This is a genomic window from Pseudoxanthomonas sp. PXM04 (assembly GCF_014851695.1).
In the GTDB taxonomy this organism is placed as follows: Bacteria; Pseudomonadota; Gammaproteobacteria; order Xanthomonadales; family Xanthomonadaceae; genus Pseudoxanthomonas_A; species Pseudoxanthomonas_A beigongshangi.
This window is the reverse complement of record NZ_JACVAG010000001.1, coordinates 358,092-374,999: the sequence shown is the minus strand read 5'-3', so window position 1 is coordinate 374,999 and position 16,908 is coordinate 358,092. Positions and strand designations below refer to the sequence as shown.

The window sequence follows — 16,908 nt, the reverse complement described above, 5'->3', positions numbered from 1 at the left end:
TTCCCGATCGCCTCACCGCGACCGGCCAACAGGTCACAGCTCGAAGCGATAGCTCAGCTTGACCAGCAGTTGTTCGTCGTCGCGCAACCCGAACGCATCGCCCAGCAACGCGCCTGCGCTATCCCCGAAGCGGTTGTTCTCGCGTCCGCCACGGCCGTAGACGACATACAGGTAGGACAGCGGCGCCAGCTCGTAGCGATAGCGGATCTGGAAACCCAGATTGCTCAGGCTGAAATCGTTGATCTCGTCGTCGCTGCGCAGCGCATCGCCGCCGGCCATCACCCGGTAGGCCTGGCGGGCACGGGCGTCGAGCGCGATCGACTGCAGCTTGACGCGCAGTTCCTGGCGGTCGCTGATGGTCCAGTTGAGGCCGGCATTCACATGCCACTCGCGCCCCTCGAAGCTGCCGATCAGGTTGTCGTACTGCCAGACCAGCCAGTCCGGGGTGCGATCGGCGTAGAAGCCGCCGTACAGGCTGAAGGCGTCGTTGATGAAATAGGTGGCCTGGTATTCGAAGGCGTAGCCGATCTCGTCGTTGCCGGCGAGGCCGCCGCTGACCAGATCCGCATAGACGTCGTGCGCCCAGTGTCCCTTGCGCGGACGTTCGTACTCGTAGTGCGCATTGAAGCGGGCCGGCACGTTCACCGAACCATGGCCGCGGGTCAGCAGGTCCTCGACGCCCGAGGTATTAATATTGATCTGGGCGTACTCGCTGGCGCCGTTGCGCAGCTGCCCCTGCCGGCTCATCCGGAACTGGTTGTTGAGCCGCTCGCCGTGGTTGTTGTAGACCGAACTGACCCGCCAGCGCCATTCCTTCGATGAGTAACGCGAGCTTTCGGGCTGGTCGGCGAAGCGCCGCTTCACCTCCCAGTGCAGGTAGTTCATGCTGTTGCGCGACAGGTAGCCGGCGTCGTTGATCTGCAGGTCGTTGCCGAAATGCATGGCGATCCACTGCTGGCGCCAGCCATGATCCATCTCGTAGTCGGCCCAGACCGTGGCGCCCAGATCGCGGGTGGTGTCGCCATGCTCGTCGATCTGGCTGCCGAACACGCGGGTGCGCACGTTCCAGCGCGCGGTCGGACGCCAGTTGTGGTCGATGCCGAACACGGTCGCCTCGCGATCAAGGTACGGACGATCCACGCGGGTCATCATCATGCCCAGGTTCTGGTCCTTGAAATCACGCACCAGCCGCAGCGCGTAGAACGAGCGCCCCACCTCGTCCGCCTCGTCGGCGGCAAACACGCCGTACTTGGTCTGCCCGAACGAGCCGTTGAGCTTGACCGCGGCGGTGATGTCGCCCGCGCCACGGCCATCGTCGGCCGGCCCGCCGACCCGGCGGGTATACAGCAACTGGCTGAAATCCGACGGCGTGGTGTATTCGAACAGCCCCTGGTTCTCGGTGAAGAACGGTCGCTTGTCGCTGATGAAGGTTTCGGTGGCGCTGAAGTTGACCACCAGGTCATCGCTCTCCACCTGGCCGAAATCGGGATTGAGCGTGGCGGTCATCTGGAACTGGCCGTTGGGCTTCCAGAACAGATCCACGCCGCCGTCGAAATCGCTGTCACCGCGAATGTTGTCGTACAGGCCCGATGCGTACGGCGTGATCGCCAGCAGCGACTGGCTGTACCGCGGCACTTCGACAGGCGTGAACTCGGACAGGAACCGTGACCGCTCGAAGCTCGCCACCGGCCAGGCCACGCGTTCCCCGGTGGAGCCGACCACGCGATCCAGATAGATCTTCATCCGGCGGACATCGCCCTCGCCACCGCGCATCGGTGCGATGTACCAGGGAATCAGCATTTCCGCCGACCAGCCGTCGGCATCCTCGCTGACCGCGTGCTTCCAGTTGCCGTCCCAGTCGTCGTTGAAATCGGACTCGTTGGTGATCACCGCGTCGGCGACGCCATCGGTCGAGGAAATGGTGAAGTTGTAGCCGGTGCGGCCGTCACCGTCGAAATCGATCATCAGGTTGACCCGGTCCACCTGATCCTCGAAATCCCGCTGCACGCGCTGGCGGGTACGACTGGCGGCCGGCTGGATATTGCGGAAGCCGATGGCAAGCCCATCGGGCGTGGCCAGCACCCACGCCTCGGTCGGGTGGGTCGCCGGCGTGCCGGTCAGCGGCTGCACCTTGCGGAAATCGGTGATGTGCCGCGCGCCCTGCCATTCGGCCGGATCGATGCGGCCGTCCACGTCGATGGCCAGGGCCGGCGCGGACAACGCCATCAGGATGGAGAGACTCAGGATTGCCGCGCGCATGTCGGGAGTTCCGTTGGGCTCGTGCCCGTTGGACGCCACCCTAGCGTTCCGGCAACCGGTCACCGACTGGCGTAGGTCATGTCAACCATTTGGCCGCCGCCTGCATCCCGTCACAGGCGGCACCCGGTGTAGCGGCGATTACGATTTGGGTTGCAGCATCGTGCCCGTGCACTTCTTGCTGCCGCACCGGCAGGCCCAGACCTTCTTCAGGCGGGCGGTGTGCGGCTCGTCCAGGACGATGCCGTAGTTGTAGGTCAGTTCCTCGCCGGGCTTGATGTCGCGGATGGCCTCGATGAACACCTTGTCCTTCTTGCGGTTCTTGCCGTCGTGTTCCTCGATGACCGCTTCGCAGTTGGGATCGCAGCTGTGGTTGATCCAGCGCGCCTTGTTGCCCTTGTGGTTGGCGTCGATGACGTATTCGTCGTTGAGGGTGAACAGGAAGGTGTGGCCGGATTCCACGTCGCCGCTGTCGTCCTCGTCCACTTCCTCGTGGGTGCGCCGCTTGCCCTTGTACTCGACGACGCGTTCGCCCTTCTCGAGGGGCGCGATGGCGAATACGCCATTGCCATGGATGTCGGACTTGCGGGCTTCAATCTTGCGGGGCATGCGGGTTCCGGTGGAGGGCGGGAGGGAGGATTCTCGCTCAGACCGCCGGGGATCCCAAGCATCCGCGACTCCGGCGAATCCCCGCCAACCGCAAACCGGGGCCGGCACGTCCATGGCCGGCGCATGAATCCCGCACGCACCGCGTGTCCGGTCGCCCCGGAACCGCGCGTTAAACCGCCTGCTTCCCAACCACCCTTCTCCGCAACCACCACGAGCCGCCGCCATGCCCAACCCCGTTTCCTCGCCAGGACTGCGGTCCTGCCTGCTGTCATCGATCGTGCTGCTCGGAGGCTGCCAGGCGCAGGCCGGCAAGCCGGGAACCTCTCCCGCCGCGCTCCCGCCCGTGGCGGACGCGGCCGCTGACGTCATGGCGCGTGGCGAATACCTGGTCCGGATCGGCGGGTGCAACGATTGCCATACGGCGGGCTATGCCGAGCGCCAGGGCGAGGTGCCGACCGCGCAGTGGCTGACCGGCTCGCCGCTGGGCTACCACGGCCCGTGGGGCACGACCTACGCCAGCAACCTGCGCCTGCGCGTGCAGGAGATGAGCGAAGCCCAGTGGCTGGCCTACAGCGGCAACCTGCGTACCCGGCCGATCATGCCGGACTTCACCCTGCGGGCCATGAGCGAAGCCGACCGCCGCGCGATCTACCGATTCGTGCACTCGTTGGGCCCGGCAGGAGAAACCGCGCCGGCCTACCTGCCTCCTGGCCAGACCCCGCCCGCTCCCTACTTCTCCCTGGTCCTGCCGGAAGCTCCGGCCCAGGGCGCTCCGGCCGCGCCAGCCACCGCCACGGCCCCGACGCGAAACTGAACAAGTTCACGCTTGGCGGGGCGCCGGGTTAAAGCGTACAATTTCGGTACGTTTTTAATTCCCCCATCCCGCCATGCTCCGCGTCACCAAGCTCACCGACTACGCCACCGTGGTGCTGACCGTGCTCGCCGCACGGCCGGGCGAGGTGCTGAGCGCCACCGATCTGGCCGATCATTCCGGGCTGGAATCGCCCACCGTCAGCAAGGTCCTCAAGCCGCTGGCCCAGGCCGGCCTGGTCGAGGGCCTGCGCGGCGTGCATGGCGGCTACCGGCTGAGCCGGGCCGCCGCCGACATCAGCCTGATCGAGATCGTCGAGGCCATGGAAGGGCCGCTGGCGATGACCGAATGCAGCCAGGCCGACAGCCACTGCGGGATCGCGCACCAGTGCGGCGCCCGCGCCAACTGGCGCCTGATCAACGACGTGGTCGCCGACGCCCTGCGCGGCGTGACCCTGGCGCAGATGCTCCACCCTCCCGCTTCCCCCGACGACGTCCGCCGGCGCCCGATCGCCGTGCGCGTCGCCAGCAGTTGAGTACACAGGCAGCCCAATGGCCACCGAGAACGCAGAAATCCTGGAGCAGCTGGGACGTCGCTATGACGCCGGCTTCATCACCGACATCGAATCCGATTCGCTGCCGCCCGGCCTCAACGAGGACGTGGTGCGGGCGCTGTCCGCCAAGAAGGACGAACCGGAGTGGATGACCGAATGGCGGCTGGCCGCCTACCGCCACTGGCTGACCATGCCGGTGCCGCACTGGGCCAAGCTGAAGATCGCCCCGATCGACTTCCAGGCCATCAGCTATTACAGCGCGCCCAAGGCCAAGTACAAGTCGCTGGACGAGGTGCCGCAGGAACTGCTCGACACCTATGACAAGCTGGGCGTGCCGCTGCACGAGCGCGCCAAGCTGGCCGGCGTCGCGGTCGACGCGGTGTTCGACTCGGTCTCGGTGGGCACCACCTTCCGCAAGGAACTGGCCGAGAAGGGCATCATCTTCTGCTCGATGAGCGAGGCCATCCGCGAGCACCCCGAACTGGTCCGCCAGTACCTGGGCAGCGTGGTGCCGACCGGCGACAACTACTTCGCCGCGCTGAATTCGGCGGTGTTCTCCGACGGCAGCTTCGTGTTCATCCCCAGGGGCGTGCGCTGCCCGATGGAACTGAGCACCTACTTCCGCATCAACGCCGGCCACACCGGCCAGTTCGAACGCACCCTGATCATCGCCGAGGACAAGAGCTACGTGTCCTACCTGGAAGGCTGCACGGCGCCGATGCGCGACGAGAACCAGCTGCATGCGGCGGTGGTCGAGCTGGTGGCGCTGGAAGACGCCGAGATCAAGTACAGCACGGTGCAGAACTGGTACCCGGGCGACGAGGAAGGCCGCGGCGGCATCTACAACTTCGTGACCAAGCGCGGCGAATGCCGCGGCGCGCGCAGCAAGATTTCCTGGACCCAGGTGGAGACCGGCTCGGCCATCACCTGGAAGTACCCGTCCTGCGTGCTGCTGGGCGACGACTCGGTCGGCGAATTCCACTCGGTGGCGCTGACCCATCACCGCCAACAGGCCGATACCGGCACCAAGATGATCCACATCGGCAGGAACACCAAGTCGAAGATCATCAGCAAGGGCATCAGCGCCGGCCGCGGCCAGAACACCTACCGCGGCCTGGTCAAGGTGGACCGCAACGCCGCCAACGCGCGCAACTACACCCAGTGCGACAGCCTGCTGATCGGCAAGCAGTGCGGCGCCCACACCTTCCCCTACATCGAGGTGAAGAATCCGAGCGCCACCCTGGAGCACGAGGCCACCACCTCCAAGATCTCCGACGACCAGCTGTTCTACTGTCGCGCCCGCGGCATCAGCGAGGAAGACGCGGTGTCGATGATCGTCGACGGCTTCTGCAAGCAGGTCTTCCGCGAGCTGCCGATGGAGTTCGCGGTGGAAGCCAAGAAGCTGCTGGAAGTGTCGCTGGAAGGCAGCGTCGGCTGACGCTTTCTTCCCGGGATTCGGGATTGGAGATTGGGGATTCGCAAGAGCGAAACCCGCTCCCCCGCTTCCCTCCTGCATTCAACGAATCCCTATTTCGAATCCCCAATCCCATGCTCAAGATCGAAAACCTCCACGCCAGCGTCGCCGGCAAGGAAATCCTCAAGGGCCTGTCCCTGGAAGTGAAGCCCGGCCAGGTCCACGCCATCATGGGCCCCAACGGCGCCGGCAAGTCCACGCTGGGCAACATCCTGGCCGGCCGCGAGGGCTATGAGGTCACCGCCGGTTCGGTCGAATTCGACGGCAAGGCGCTGCTGGAGCTGGAGCCGGAAGAACGCGCCGCCGCCGGCGTGTTCCTGGCCTTCCAGTACCCGGTCGAAATCCCGGGCGTGAACAACACCTACTTCCTGCGCGCGGCGCTCAACGCCCAGCGCAAGGCGCGCGGCGAGGACGAACTGGATTCCATGCAGTTCCTCAAGCTGGTGCGCGAGAAACTGGCCGTGCTGCACCTGCGCGACGATCTGCTGCACCGGGGCGTCAACGAGGGTTTCTCCGGCGGCGAGAAGAAGCGCAACGAGATCTTCCAGTTGGCCGTGCTGGAGCCCCGGCTGGCCATCCTCGACGAGACCGACAGCGGCCTGGACATCGATGCGCTGAAGAACGTCGCCGACGGCGTCAACGCGCTGCGTTCACCGGATCGCGCCTTCCTGGTCATCACCCACTACCAGCGCCTGCTCGATTACATCAAGCCGGACGTGGTGCACGTGCTGGCCGATGGCCGCATCGTCGAAACCGGCGGTCCGGAACTGGCGCTGGAACTGGAGCAGCACGGCTACGCCTGGATCAAGGATCGGGTGGCCCCCGAAAAGGTCGCCGGATGAGCGCCCTGCTGGATTCCCTCGCCACCGGCTTCAGCGGCGACGCCGCGCGCCGCGCGGTGCTGGACGAGGCGCTGCGCGACGGCCTGCCCGGTCCGCGCGCCGAGGCGTGGAAGTACACCTCGCTGCGCCAGCTCGAACGCCGCAGCTTCGCCCCGGTCGAAGCCCTGCCCGCGCTGGATCCGATGCTGCTGGCCGGCATCCCGGGCCCGCGCGCGGTGTTCGTCAATGGACGCTATTCGGTCGCGCTTTCGCTGACCAGCGACTTGCCGGAAGGCGTCAGCCTGCAGCTGTTGTCCGAGGCGCTGGCCGAGGGCGGCGAATCCGCCCGCTTCCTGCAACGCCGTTTCGAACGGAGCGATGAAGTGTTCGCCCGCCTCAACGCGGCCCTCGCCAATGAAGGCGTGCTGCTGCGGGTGGCCGAGTCCGTCGAAGTCGAGGCGCCGCTGCACCTGGTGTTCATCGGCGCGCCCGACGACACCGACCATGCCTGGCATCTGCGCAATCTCGTCGAACTGCGCGCGGGTGCCTCGCTCAAGGTGTTCGAACATCATTTCGGCACCGGCTCGCACGCCCATCTGGCCAACACGCTGGTCCATGTCCATGTCGGGCGCGGTGCGCGCCTGGCCCACGCGCGCGTGCTGGAAGACGGCGATCGCGCCACCCACCTGTTGCGCACGGATGCCGTGCTGGCCAGCGATGCCGAATACCGCCGCATCGATCTGGAACTGGGCGCGGCGCTGTCGCGGCACGAGTTCAACGTGCGGCTGGAAGGCGATCGGGCCCGCCTGATTGCCAACGGCGTGCTGCTCGCCGACGGCCGCCGCCACCTGGATACCCGGCTGGGCATCGACCACATCGCCCGCGACACCACCTGCGAACTGACCTGGCGCGGACTGGGCGCCGGGCGCGGCCGCGCGGTGTTCCATGGCGGCATCTTGATCCGCGAGGGTGCCGACGGTACCGACGCGGCGCTGTCGAACAAGAACCTGCTGCTGTCCGACAACGCCGAGATCGACACCCAGCCGGTGCTGGAAATCCATGCCGACGAAGTGAAGGCCGCGCACGGCGCGACCGTCGGCCGGCTGGACGCCAATGCGCTGTTCTACCTGCGTTCGCGCGGCCTTCCGGAAACGGAAGCGCAGCAGTTGCTGACCGCCGCGTTCTGCCGCGAGCCGATGTCCATCATCACCAACCCGGCGGTGCGTGAGCAGTTGTCGCAGCGCATCGACCAGGCCCTGGCCGGGCTGGGTGCGCCGTGAACGCCGGTCCCGCGCCACATCGCGATCCGGCCGGCACGCCGGACTGGGCGCGCGTGCGCGCCGACTTCCCGCTGCTGGAGCGCCAGGTCCACGGCAAGCCGCTGATCTATTTCGACAGCGCCAACACCGGCCAGAAACCGGCATCGGTAATCGCCGCCACGGACGCGTTCTACCGCCGCCACAACGCCAACGTCAGCCGCGCGGTGCACACGCTCGGCACCGAGGCCACCGACGCTTACGAAGGCGCGCGCCGCAAGCTGGCCCGCTTCCTCAACGTGCGCGCCGACGAACTGGTGCTGTGCAGCGGCACCACCTTCGCGATCAACCTGGTCGCCTACTCCTGGGCGCTGCCGCGCCTGGGCAAGGGCGATGTCATCCTGGTTTCGCGGATGGAGCATCACGCCAACATCGTGCCGTGGCAGCTGGTCGCCCAGCGCACCGGCGCCACCCTTCGCGTGGCCGAGATTCTTCCGGACGGTTCGCTGGACCTGCCCGGCCTGTACGCGGCGATGACGCCGGATGTGAAGCTGCTGGCGATTACCCACGTGTCCAACGTGCTGGGCACGGTCAATCCGGTCCGCGAGATCTGCAGGGAAGCGCGCAAGCACGGCATCGTCACGATGGTGGACGGTTCGCAGGCCACGCCGCACCGCCCGGTGGACGTGGCCGCGATCGGCTGCGATTTCTATGCCCTGACCGGCCACAAGATGTGCGGGCCCACCGGCACCGGCGCGCTGTGGGCCCGGCGCGAGCATCTGCAGGCCATGCCGCCCTTCATCGGTGGCGGCGAGATGATCAAGGAGGTCAGCTTCGACGGCACGGTGTTCAACGACCCGCCGCACAAGTTCGAGGCCGGCACGCCCAACATCGCCGGTTTCATCGGCCTGGGCGCGGCGGTGGACTACCTCGAGTCGGTCGGCATGGCCAACATCGAGGCGCGCGAAACCGAACTGCTGGCACACGCGACCGAAGAGCTGCGCAAGATCGACGGCCTGCGCATCTTCGGCACCGCGCCGGAGAAAGCCGCGGTCATCTCCTTCCTGGTCGAAGGCGCCCATGCGCACGATCTGGCGACCCTGCTGGACCTGGAAGGCGTGGCGATCCGTTCCGGCCAGCACTGCGCGCATCCGCTGCTGCAATTCTTCGGGGTCGCCGCGACCTGCCGGGCCTCGCTGGCCTTCTACAACACCCACGCCGAAATCGAAGCCTTCGCCGCCGCGCTGAAGAAAGCCCGCAGCCTGCTGGCCTGATTGCGGCGCGCATCCCCCTGCAGGAGCGACGTCAGTCGCGACCGGATAACTGGGCCGTCCGGGATCCCGGTCGCGACTGACGTCGCTCCTACAGTTGGGGGGCGGTTTTCCGTAAGATCGGCGCATGAGCACGCTGACCTTCCGTACCGCGACCGCCGCGGACATCCCCGCCCTCGTCTCGCTGGTGACCTCCGCCTACCGTGGCGAGGTCAGCAAGCAGGGCTGGACCACCGAAGCCGATCTGCTGGATGGCCAGCGCATCGATCCCGAAGGCTTGCTGCGTGACATCGAACGCGCCCGGAGCCGCATCCTTGTCGCCGAACGCGATGGGCAAATGCTGGCCTGCGCGCATGTCGCGGTGGAGGACGGCGCCGGCTACTTCGGCATGTTCTCGGTCCGGCCCGATCTGCAGGGCGGCGGCGTGGGCAAGGCGGTGATCGCCGAGGCCGAACGCGTGGTTCGCGAAGACTGGCGACAACCGGCCATCCGGATGAGTGTCATCGACGTGCGCGACGAACTCATCGCCTTCTACGAGCGTCGTGGCTACGCGCGCACCGGCATCAAGAAGCCCTTCCCCTACGGCGACGAGCGCTTCGGCATTCCCAAGCGCGACGATCTCCGCTTCGAGGTGCTGGAGAAGGCGCTGTGAGCGAGAACTGGACCTTCGTCTGCGCGCTGGGCGAAATGCTGCCCGGCGAGATGCGCACGGTATTCGACGAAGTCACCGGCACCCCGATCCTGGTGATGAACTACGACGGCGATTTCTACGCGCTGGAGGATCGCTGCAGCCACGAGGATTTCGAACTGTCCTCCGGCAATTACGACGGCGACGAGGCCACCATCGAATGCATCCTGCACGGGGCCAAGTTCGATATCCGCGATGGTCGGGCGCTGTGCGCGCCGGCCTATTCGCCGGTACCCAAGTTCCCGGTCAAGCAGGAACACGGCGGGCTCTGGACCCGCGACGACCGCGGCTGATCGGCACGCCGGCGGCGGCGCCCAAGGGCGGATTCCCCGGAATCCGCCTTTTTTGTTTCTTCCGCACCGCCATTCGGCGAGGCGCCTTTGCGAAAGAGAACAATTATCATTAAGATTATAAATTCGTTGTCCGGCTGACCCGCCCCGCTCCCCTTGCCCCGTCCGACCCGCCCCCGTGACGAACGTCGCAGCGCCCTCTTCTGGGCGCTGCTGGGACTGTTGTGGTCGCTGGTGTGGCTGCTTCCGGTCGCGTCGGCATCCGTCGCGGCCGTCACCGGCCCGACCGTGGTGGCGGCCGCGTTGTCCGAGGGGACTCCGGCAGCGGAGGCAAACACCCGGGACGCCGAAGAGAAAAGTCCCGCCACAGGCTGGCAACTCCCGTCCGTGGACCCGATCGCCGCCGTCGAACCTTCGCCCGAAGGCGAGTCCGACCCTGCGAGCGGCCCCGCCCCCGCTGACCGCCCCGGCTTCCAGTCCGCACGCTGCGCGTCCCTCCATTCCGGCGATGTCCGGTTCCGGTCCGACGCCTGCCGTCTGCCGCACGGCCACGCGCCCCCGCGCGCCTGAATCGCACTGGCGATCCGGATGCCCGGGCCGCCAGCGCCCCCGCTTCCCCATCGCCCGTCGCCACGGGGATTCCCTTCCGCAACCGCCAAGACACCCATGAACCCGATCAAGTCGCGCAAGCACGCCACTCCCGCGTCCCGTTCCCCGAACGGCCTGACCACCGCCACCCTGCTGACCAGCCTGGCGCTGGCCGTCCCCGCCGCCGCCCAGGTCGCCTCCGACAACGCGCCCAAGCCGGATCCGACCACCCTGCCGGAGGTGCACGTCGAAGGCACCTCGGTCGGCGAATACAAGGCGGACAAGCTGGCCTCGCCCAAGTTCACCCAGTCGCTGCAGGACACCCCGCAGACCATCCAGATCATCACCGACGATCTGTTCAACCAGCAGGGCGCGACCACTCTGACCGAGGCGCTGCGCAACAGCCCGGGCGTGGGCACCTTCTTCGTCGGCGAAAACGGCAATACCGCCACCGGCGATACCTTGTTCATGCGCGGCTTCGACAGCTCCAGCAGCATCTTCGTCGACGGCGTGCGCGACCTGGGTTCAATCTCGCGCGACGTGTTCAATGTCGAACAGGTCGAAGTCGAGAAGGGGCCGGCCGGCACCGACAACGGCCGCAGCGCACCGACCGGCGCAATCAACATGGTCAGCAAGCAGGCCACGCGGAAGGACGCGATCAGCGCGACCGTCTCGATCGGCAGTGACGACCAGAAGCGCGTCACCGCCGACTGGAACCAGTCGCTCGGCATCCCCGGCGCGGCGTTCCGCCTCAACGTGATGGCGCAGGACAGCGACGTGCCCGGCCGCGATCTGATCAACAACAAGCGCTGGGGTGTGGCCCCGTCGCTGGCGTTCGGCCTGGGCTCTGATACCCGTTACTTCCTCAACCTGCTGTACGTGAAGCAGGACAACGTCCCGGACGGCGGCGTGCCGACCATCGGCCTGCCGGGCTACAGTTCGCCCAATCCGGCTCGTCCTCAGATCGGTCTTGCCCCCCGGGTGGATAGCGAGAATTTCTACGGCACGCGCTTCGACCACGATGACGTGACTGCGCAGATGGCCACGTTCCGCTTCGAGCACGATTTCTCCGACAAGCTCAAGCTGACCAACGTCGCCCGTTGGGGCAAGAACGAGCAGGACTATCTGCTGACCGCGTTCATGGTCACCGCCACCGGCAATACCCCGACGCTGACCATTCCGGACATCAACAACCCGTACGGCTGGACGGTCAACCGTAACCTGCCGACCTTCAAGGATCAGGAGTACACCATCCTGACCGACCAGTTGAACCTGCGTGCGGACTTCAATACCGGCAGCGTCGAACACAACCTCAGCACCGGTGTCGAAATCACCAAGGAAGAACTGAAGGGTTTGCGCTATGGCACGAGCGGTGCGTGGACGCCGGCCAATCTGTACAACCCGGACCCAAACAGTGCCACCGGTCTGACCTGGTTCCGCAACGGTGCCTACACCCGCGCCAAGACGACCACCGGATCGTTCTACGTCTTCGATACCGCGCACCTTACCGATGCCTTCTTGCTGACCGGCGGCATCCGTTTCGATCGCTACGACACCGACTACCTGGGACACCTACCCTGCACCGCCAACAACTCGCAGCCCTGCGACGGTGCGCCCGTCGGCACGCTGACGACCAAGCGCCTGAAAAGCAAGGACACGCTGTTCAATTGGAAGCTCGGCGCGGTCTACAAGGTGGGCGACGTGGCCAGCATCTACGCCAACTACGCGGTTTCGCAGCAGCCTCCGGGCGGCTCCAACCTGGAACTGAGCCCGTCGGCCACCAACGCCAACAATCCGATCTACGATCCGCAGAAGGCCAAGACCTTCGAGGTGGGCAGCAAATGGAACCTGCTGGGTGACGATCTGCTGCTGACCCTGGCGGTGTTCCAGACCGACGTCAGCAACGAGGTGATCACCGAGGATGGCGAGACCTTCCAGGGCGGCGAGAAGCGCGTGCGTGGCGTGGAGATCTCCGCGGTCGGCAAGATCACCGATGACTGGTCCGTGTCCGCGGGCTACACCGCGATGGACGCGACGGTGCAGGGCGGTCCCCCGGTGGCGAACGACAAGACCCGCGATCTGGGCTACACCCCGGACAGCGCCTTCACCGCCTGGACCACCTACGAACTCCCCTTCGGCCTGACCGTCGGCGGTGGCGTGCGTTACTCCGGCGAAATGAAGCGCGGCACCGACGGTGCCGTGGGCACGCCGAACTTCGTCAAGTCGTACACGGTGTGGGACGCGGTTGTCAGTTATGCCTTCAGCCCGAACCTGGATCTGCGCTTGAACGCCTACAACCTGTTCGACAAGGACTACGTGGCGGCGATCAACAAGAGCGGCTACCGTTACACGCCGGGGGCGCCGCGTTCGGTGCTGCTGAGCCTGAACCTGCGGTTCTGACGCGGTCGTGGCGGGGAGGCGCGCGCCTCCCCGTTTTCCTCCAAGGAGCAAGACATGCTGCTGCATATTCCCCAGGTGCTCGCCCCACAGGAGGTCATGGCGATGCGGCAGGCACTGGACCAGGCCGACTGGACCGACGGCCGCGAGACCGTCGGCGTCCAGGGCGCGCAGGTCAAGCGCAACGAGCAGTTGCCGGACGCCTCGCCGCTGCGCGAACAACTGGGCCAGCGGATTCTGGCCGCGCTGGAACGCAATCCCCTGTACTTCGCCGCGGCGCTGCCGCTCCACGTCGTACCACCGCGTTTCAACCGCTACCAGGGCGGCGGTGAATACGGCTTCCACATCGACGGTTCGGTGATGCTCACCCGGACCCCGGATGGCCGCAGCCAGGCGGTACGCTCCGACGTGTCCTGCACGCTGTTCCTGTGCGAACCCGGCGAATACGACGGCGGCGAGTTGATCGTCAGCGACACCTATGGCGAGCACGAAGTGAAGCTGCCCGCCGGCGACATGGTGCTGTATCCGTCCAGCAGCCTGCACAAGGTCCAGCCGGTGACGCGTGGCGCGCGCCTGGCCTCGTTCTTCTGGGTGCAGAGCATGGTGCGCGACGACGCCTGCCGGCGCCTGCTGTTCGAGATGGATACTTCGCTGGAGACGTTGCGGCAGACCGGCGCGGACAACGCCGCGGTGGTCCGGTTGACCGGCGTGTACCACAACCTGCTGCGGCGCTGGGCCGAAACATGAGCGGCAAGATGCCTCTCATTTGCATTTGATAATGGTTCTCATTAAAATCCCTGCGCTTGCCGTCCCCTTGGGGCGGCCATCCATGCAGGGGTAAGTTTCTGTTCCAGGCGATCCGCCAGGCTGTCCAATCCCGCCGGTCGCGCCGCGAGGTGCGTCCGCGTGCGGCGTGGCTGGCCGTGCTGGCCTCCGTATGCCTGTTGCTGTCCACCCTGCACTTCGGCGCCATGGCCGGGCAGCGTCCGCATGGTTTCGGCCACTGGGACAATCGCGCCAGTCCCGTCGGAATGCTCCAGCAGGCGCCGGAAGATGGAGCGCCCGATGCGGGGCGCCATGACGATCAGCCGGCCAAGAAGCGGCGCGTCACCCTGCAGCCGGTTTCCCAGCACGCCGAACCGGAACCGGTGGCGACGCCGAGGGAACTCCTCCCCGTCCTGGCATTCTCCTTGTCCAGGCAACCGCCTTCCGGCGGCGCATGCCTGCGCACTTCCAGTCGCGTGCCGAGCAAGCCGGCGCCGCCATGCCAGCGCCATCGCGGCCAGGCGCCTCCCGTGCTGGCTTCGCTGCTCCAGATCGCCTGACCGGCTGACGCGCCAGACGCGTCATATCCGCCGTCACGTCTGCGGTCCGCACCGCGCCCTCTCCCAATCAGTCCCTTCCTTCTCCTTCGCGGGAGAGGGAACCACATGCCTGTCCGACGACCATGACCCAGCCCCGCTTCCCGCTTTCCCTCCGCCGCAACCGGCTCGCCGCCTGCCTGCTGCTTTCCCTTTCCGCACCCGTTGTCGCCCAGCAGATGCCCGACGGTTCCGACCGGCCCAGCACCCTCGACACCGTCGTCGTCACCGCGGCCGGCTTCGAGCAGAAAATCGTCGACGCGCCGGCCAGCATCAGCGTGGTCACCCGCGAGGATCTCAGCCAGCGCCCCTATACCAGCCTGATCGACGCACTGCGCGATGTGGAAGGCATCGATGTGGGCATGGAAACCACCGACAAGAATGGCGCGGCCACCGTCAGCATGCGCGGCATGCCCTCCGAGTACACCCTGGTGCTGATCGACGGTCGTCGCCAGAGCAACGTCGGCCAGCTCTACCCGAACAATTTCGGCGGCGGCCAGTTTGCATACGTGCCGCCGCTGGACGCGATCGAACGCATCGAAGTGGTCCGCGGCCCGATGTCCACGCTGTACGGCTCCGACGCGATGGGCGGCGTGATCAACATCATCACCCGCCGCAACAGGGAAGAATGGGGCGGCTCGATCACCCAGGGCTTCACGATCCAGCAGGAAGATCAGTTCGGCGACGCACGCACCACCGATCTCTATCTCAGTGGTCCGCTGGTCAAGGACCGGCTGGGCATGGCGGTGCGCGGCAGCTGGTACGACACCGACGAGTCGAACCCGGAGTGGCCGGCGCTGCCGCTGCCGGACGGTTCGATGTGGGAACGCACGCTGGGCTTCGGCGGCGGCGGCAAGGCGGTCGCGAACACCCGCTGGAACGCCGGCGTGCGCCTGGACTTCAGCCTCGACGAGCACAATGATTTCTGGCTGGACTACGACATCTCGCGGCAGAAGTACGACAACCGCAAGGGCCAGACCGGCACCCTGGACAGCCTGGAAAGCCTGTGGCGCAGCGGCAACGCCACCCTTCCCAATCCCGATGGTCCGGGCACGGTCAGCCGTCGCGTCGTGCAGCCGCGTGTCGGCTATACCGCATGGCAGCGCTACGAGCGCGATCAGCTGTCACTGACCCACCAGGGCCGCTATGACTTCGGCACCTGGCAGACCAGCTTGACCCACGCCACGAGCAACAACCTCGGCCGCTCGCTGCCGCTGACGCTGGAAGAACGCGGCAACCTGCAGACGCTGTGGAACGATGTCTGCGCACGTCGCGGCCAGGCCGCCCGCTGCAACATGGCCAACGGCAACCTGGGCGTGCTCAACGACGCCGAGCGCGCGCGCCTGTCCGCGTTCCTGCCGCGCCCGCTGCGCACGATGGAGCTGGAAGGCTACGTGCTGGACACGATGCTCGACATGACCTTCGGCGCCCACAAGCTGACCGTCGGTGGCCAGTACAACGACACCGACATGACCGACGGCGTGTTCGGCATGGACGGCGGCGGTTATCGCGACGGCGTGAAGCAGAAGCACCGGATGTGGTCGGTGTTCGCCGAGGACAACTGGTCGTTCACCGACACCCTGACCGCCACGCTGGGCGTGCGCTACGACGATCACAACGTGTTCGGCAGCCATGTCAGTCCGCGCGCCTACCTGGTCTGGAACGCCAGCGACGCCTGGACGGTCAAGGGCGGCGTCAGTACCGGCTACAAGACGCCGCGCCCGGATCAACTGTTCCCGGGCGTGACCGGCTTCGGCGGCCAGGGCGTGCTGCCGCTGGTCGGTTCGCCGAACCTGAAGCCCGAGACCAGCACCAACTACGAGCTGGCCGCCTACTACGAGGGCGACCGCTTCGGCTTCAACATCACCGGCTTCTTCAACAAGTTCGAGGACAAGATCGCCAGCGGCGGCACCTTCCCGAACTGCGAGGTCGCGCCCGCCGGCAGCGGCTACTGCGTGGATGTCGGTCCCGGCTGGGCCGAACTGGGCTACAGCACCTTCAGCCAGAGCGTGAACATCGACGAGGCCGAGACCCGCGGCGTCGAACTGGCCGCGCATGTGGACCTGCGGGACAACCTGGAGCTGCGCGGCAACTACACCTACACCAAGTCCGAGCAGACCAGCGGCGCGGCCAAGGGCATGCCCATCGCCGGCAACCCGGCCAGGCACATGGCCAACGCCAGCCTGAACTGGCGGATCAGCGACGCCCTCAGCCTGTCGCTGATCGGCGAGGGTCGCTACGACCGCTATCGCGACACCGTGGTCACCTCGGTCAACGGCGCGACCGTCTCCAACGTTCGCTATTACGAGGACTACACCGTGTTCCACCTGGGCGGCAGCTGGAAGGCCACCGACGCGCTGACCATCAACGCCCGGGTCAACAACGTGTTCGACAAGGATTTCGTGTCCCAGTCCTGCCTGCTGATCAGCGACAGCGAGTACAGCTGCGTGGACGACTACGCAGTGAAGGAACAGCGCCGCAGTTTCTGGGTGTCGCTGAACCTGCGCTTCTGACGCGGTATCCGGCCGGTCCG

At 66.6% G+C, this 16,908-nt stretch carries 14 protein-coding genes; 12 read left to right on the top strand and 2 right to left on the bottom strand.

All coding sequences use genetic code 11. The annotated features are described in order from the left end of the window. Positions 1-33: 33 nt before the first annotated feature. Together IB228_RS01785 and IB228_RS01780 are read right to left on the bottom strand one after the other, a co-directional pair. On the bottom strand, positions 34-2,259 hold the full coding sequence (locus IB228_RS01785) for a DUF5916 domain-containing protein (protein WP_183643641.1): 2,226 nt from the start codon (positions 2,257-2,259) through the stop codon (positions 34-36). Positions 2,260-2,397: 138 nt separating this feature from the next. Then, the gene (locus IB228_RS01780) at positions 2,398-2,865 is read right to left on the bottom strand and encodes an SET domain-containing protein-lysine N-methyltransferase (protein WP_183643644.1); all 468 of its coding nucleotides are present in this window, start codon (positions 2,863-2,865) and stop codon (positions 2,398-2,400) included. 223 nt (positions 2,866-3,088) lie between these two features. Between IB228_RS01780 and IB228_RS01775 the strand changes: the two genes are divergently transcribed. The 12 genes from IB228_RS01775 to IB228_RS01720 all read left to right on the top strand — a co-directional run bounded on the left by IB228_RS01775 (position 3,089) and on the right by IB228_RS01720 (position 16,888). Further along, a complete protein-coding gene (locus IB228_RS01775; protein ID WP_192197396.1) occupies positions 3,089-3,679 on the top strand; it encodes a cytochrome C in 591 nt (196 codons plus the stop codon). Between the two features lie 73 nt (positions 3,680-3,752). Further along, the gene (locus IB228_RS01770; protein ID WP_183643652.1) at positions 3,753-4,211 is read left to right on the top strand and encodes an SUF system Fe-S cluster assembly regulator; all 459 of its coding nucleotides are present in this window, start codon (positions 3,753-3,755) and stop codon (positions 4,209-4,211) included. Between the two features lie 16 nt (positions 4,212-4,227). After that, a complete protein-coding gene (sufB, locus tag IB228_RS01765) occupies positions 4,228-5,667 on the top strand; it encodes a Fe-S cluster assembly protein SufB (RefSeq protein WP_192197395.1) in 1,440 nt (479 codons plus the stop codon). Between the two features lie 110 nt (positions 5,668-5,777). Beyond that, positions 5,778-6,545 carry a Fe-S cluster assembly ATPase SufC gene (gene sufC / locus IB228_RS01760; protein WP_141453729.1) on the top strand — a complete coding sequence of 256 codons (768 nt, stop codon included), beginning with the start codon at positions 5,778-5,780 and terminating at the stop codon, positions 6,543-6,545. After that, entirely contained in the window at positions 6,542-7,804 is a 1,263-nt protein-coding gene (gene sufD, locus IB228_RS01755) for a Fe-S cluster assembly protein SufD (protein ID WP_192197394.1), read from the top strand. The genes sufC and sufD overlap by 4 nt, the downstream gene beginning before the upstream one ends. Next, the gene (locus IB228_RS01750) at positions 7,801-9,054 is read left to right on the top strand and encodes a cysteine desulfurase (RefSeq protein ID WP_192197393.1); all 1,254 of its coding nucleotides are present in this window, start codon (positions 7,801-7,803) and stop codon (positions 9,052-9,054) included. The genes sufD and IB228_RS01750 overlap by 4 nt, the downstream gene beginning before the upstream one ends. Before the next feature lie 124 nt (positions 9,055-9,178). Further along, complete coding sequence (locus IB228_RS01745; protein ID WP_183643667.1) at positions 9,179-9,703, top strand: GNAT family N-acetyltransferase; 525 nt, start codon at positions 9,179-9,181, stop codon at positions 9,701-9,703. After that, on the top strand, positions 9,700-10,032 hold the full coding sequence (locus IB228_RS01740; RefSeq protein WP_183643670.1) for a non-heme iron oxygenase ferredoxin subunit: 333 nt from the start codon (positions 9,700-9,702) through the stop codon (positions 10,030-10,032). The genes IB228_RS01745 and IB228_RS01740 overlap by 4 nt, the downstream gene beginning before the upstream one ends. Positions 10,033-10,695: 663 nt before the next feature. Beyond that, complete coding sequence (locus tag IB228_RS01735; RefSeq protein WP_192197392.1) at positions 10,696-13,017, top strand: catecholate siderophore receptor Fiu; 2,322 nt, start codon at positions 10,696-10,698, stop codon at positions 13,015-13,017. 54 nt (positions 13,018-13,071) lie between these two features. Further along, on the top strand, positions 13,072-13,761 hold the full coding sequence (locus tag IB228_RS01730; protein WP_192197391.1) for a Fe2+-dependent dioxygenase: 690 nt from the start codon (positions 13,072-13,074) through the stop codon (positions 13,759-13,761). Between the two features lie 149 nt (positions 13,762-13,910). Beyond that, positions 13,911-14,339, top strand: coding sequence for a hypothetical protein (locus IB228_RS01725; protein ID WP_192197390.1), 429 nt, complete (start codon positions 13,911-13,913; stop codon positions 14,337-14,339). A gap of 122 nt (positions 14,340-14,461) precedes the next feature. Next, positions 14,462-16,888: a TonB-dependent receptor gene (locus tag IB228_RS01720; RefSeq protein ID WP_192197389.1), complete on the top strand. Its 2,427-nt coding sequence runs from the start codon at positions 14,462-14,464 to the stop codon at positions 16,886-16,888. Positions 16,889-16,908: the final 20 nt, after the last annotated feature.

Excerpts from the sequence above, each read along its gene's own strand:
- IB228_RS01785 (WP_183643641.1), bottom strand. The coding sequence starts at position 2,259 with ATGCGCGCGGCAATCCTGAGTCTCTCCATCCTGATGGCGTTGTCCGCG.
- IB228_RS01780 (WP_183643644.1), bottom strand. The coding sequence starts at position 2,865 with ATGCCCCGCAAGATTGAAGCCCGCAAGTCCGACATCCATGGCAATGGC.
- IB228_RS01775 (WP_192197396.1), top strand. The coding sequence starts at position 3,089 with ATGCCCAACCCCGTTTCCTCGCCAGGACTGCGGTCCTGCCTGCTGTCA.
- IB228_RS01770 (WP_183643652.1), top strand. The coding sequence starts at position 3,753 with ATGCTCCGCGTCACCAAGCTCACCGACTACGCCACCGTGGTGCTGACC.
- sufB (WP_192197395.1), top strand. The coding sequence starts at position 4,228 with ATGGCCACCGAGAACGCAGAAATCCTGGAGCAGCTGGGACGTCGCTAT.
- sufC (WP_141453729.1), top strand. The coding sequence starts at position 5,778 with ATGCTCAAGATCGAAAACCTCCACGCCAGCGTCGCCGGCAAGGAAATC.
- sufD (WP_192197394.1), top strand. The coding sequence starts at position 6,542 with ATGAGCGCCCTGCTGGATTCCCTCGCCACCGGCTTCAGCGGCGACGCC.
- IB228_RS01745 (WP_183643667.1), top strand. The coding sequence starts at position 9,179 with ATGAGCACGCTGACCTTCCGTACCGCGACCGCCGCGGACATCCCCGCC.
- IB228_RS01735 (WP_192197392.1), top strand. The coding sequence starts at position 10,696 with ATGAACCCGATCAAGTCGCGCAAGCACGCCACTCCCGCGTCCCGTTCC.
- IB228_RS01730 (WP_192197391.1), top strand. The coding sequence starts at position 13,072 with ATGCTGCTGCATATTCCCCAGGTGCTCGCCCCACAGGAGGTCATGGCG.
- IB228_RS01720 (WP_192197389.1), top strand. The coding sequence starts at position 14,462 with ATGACCCAGCCCCGCTTCCCGCTTTCCCTCCGCCGCAACCGGCTCGCC.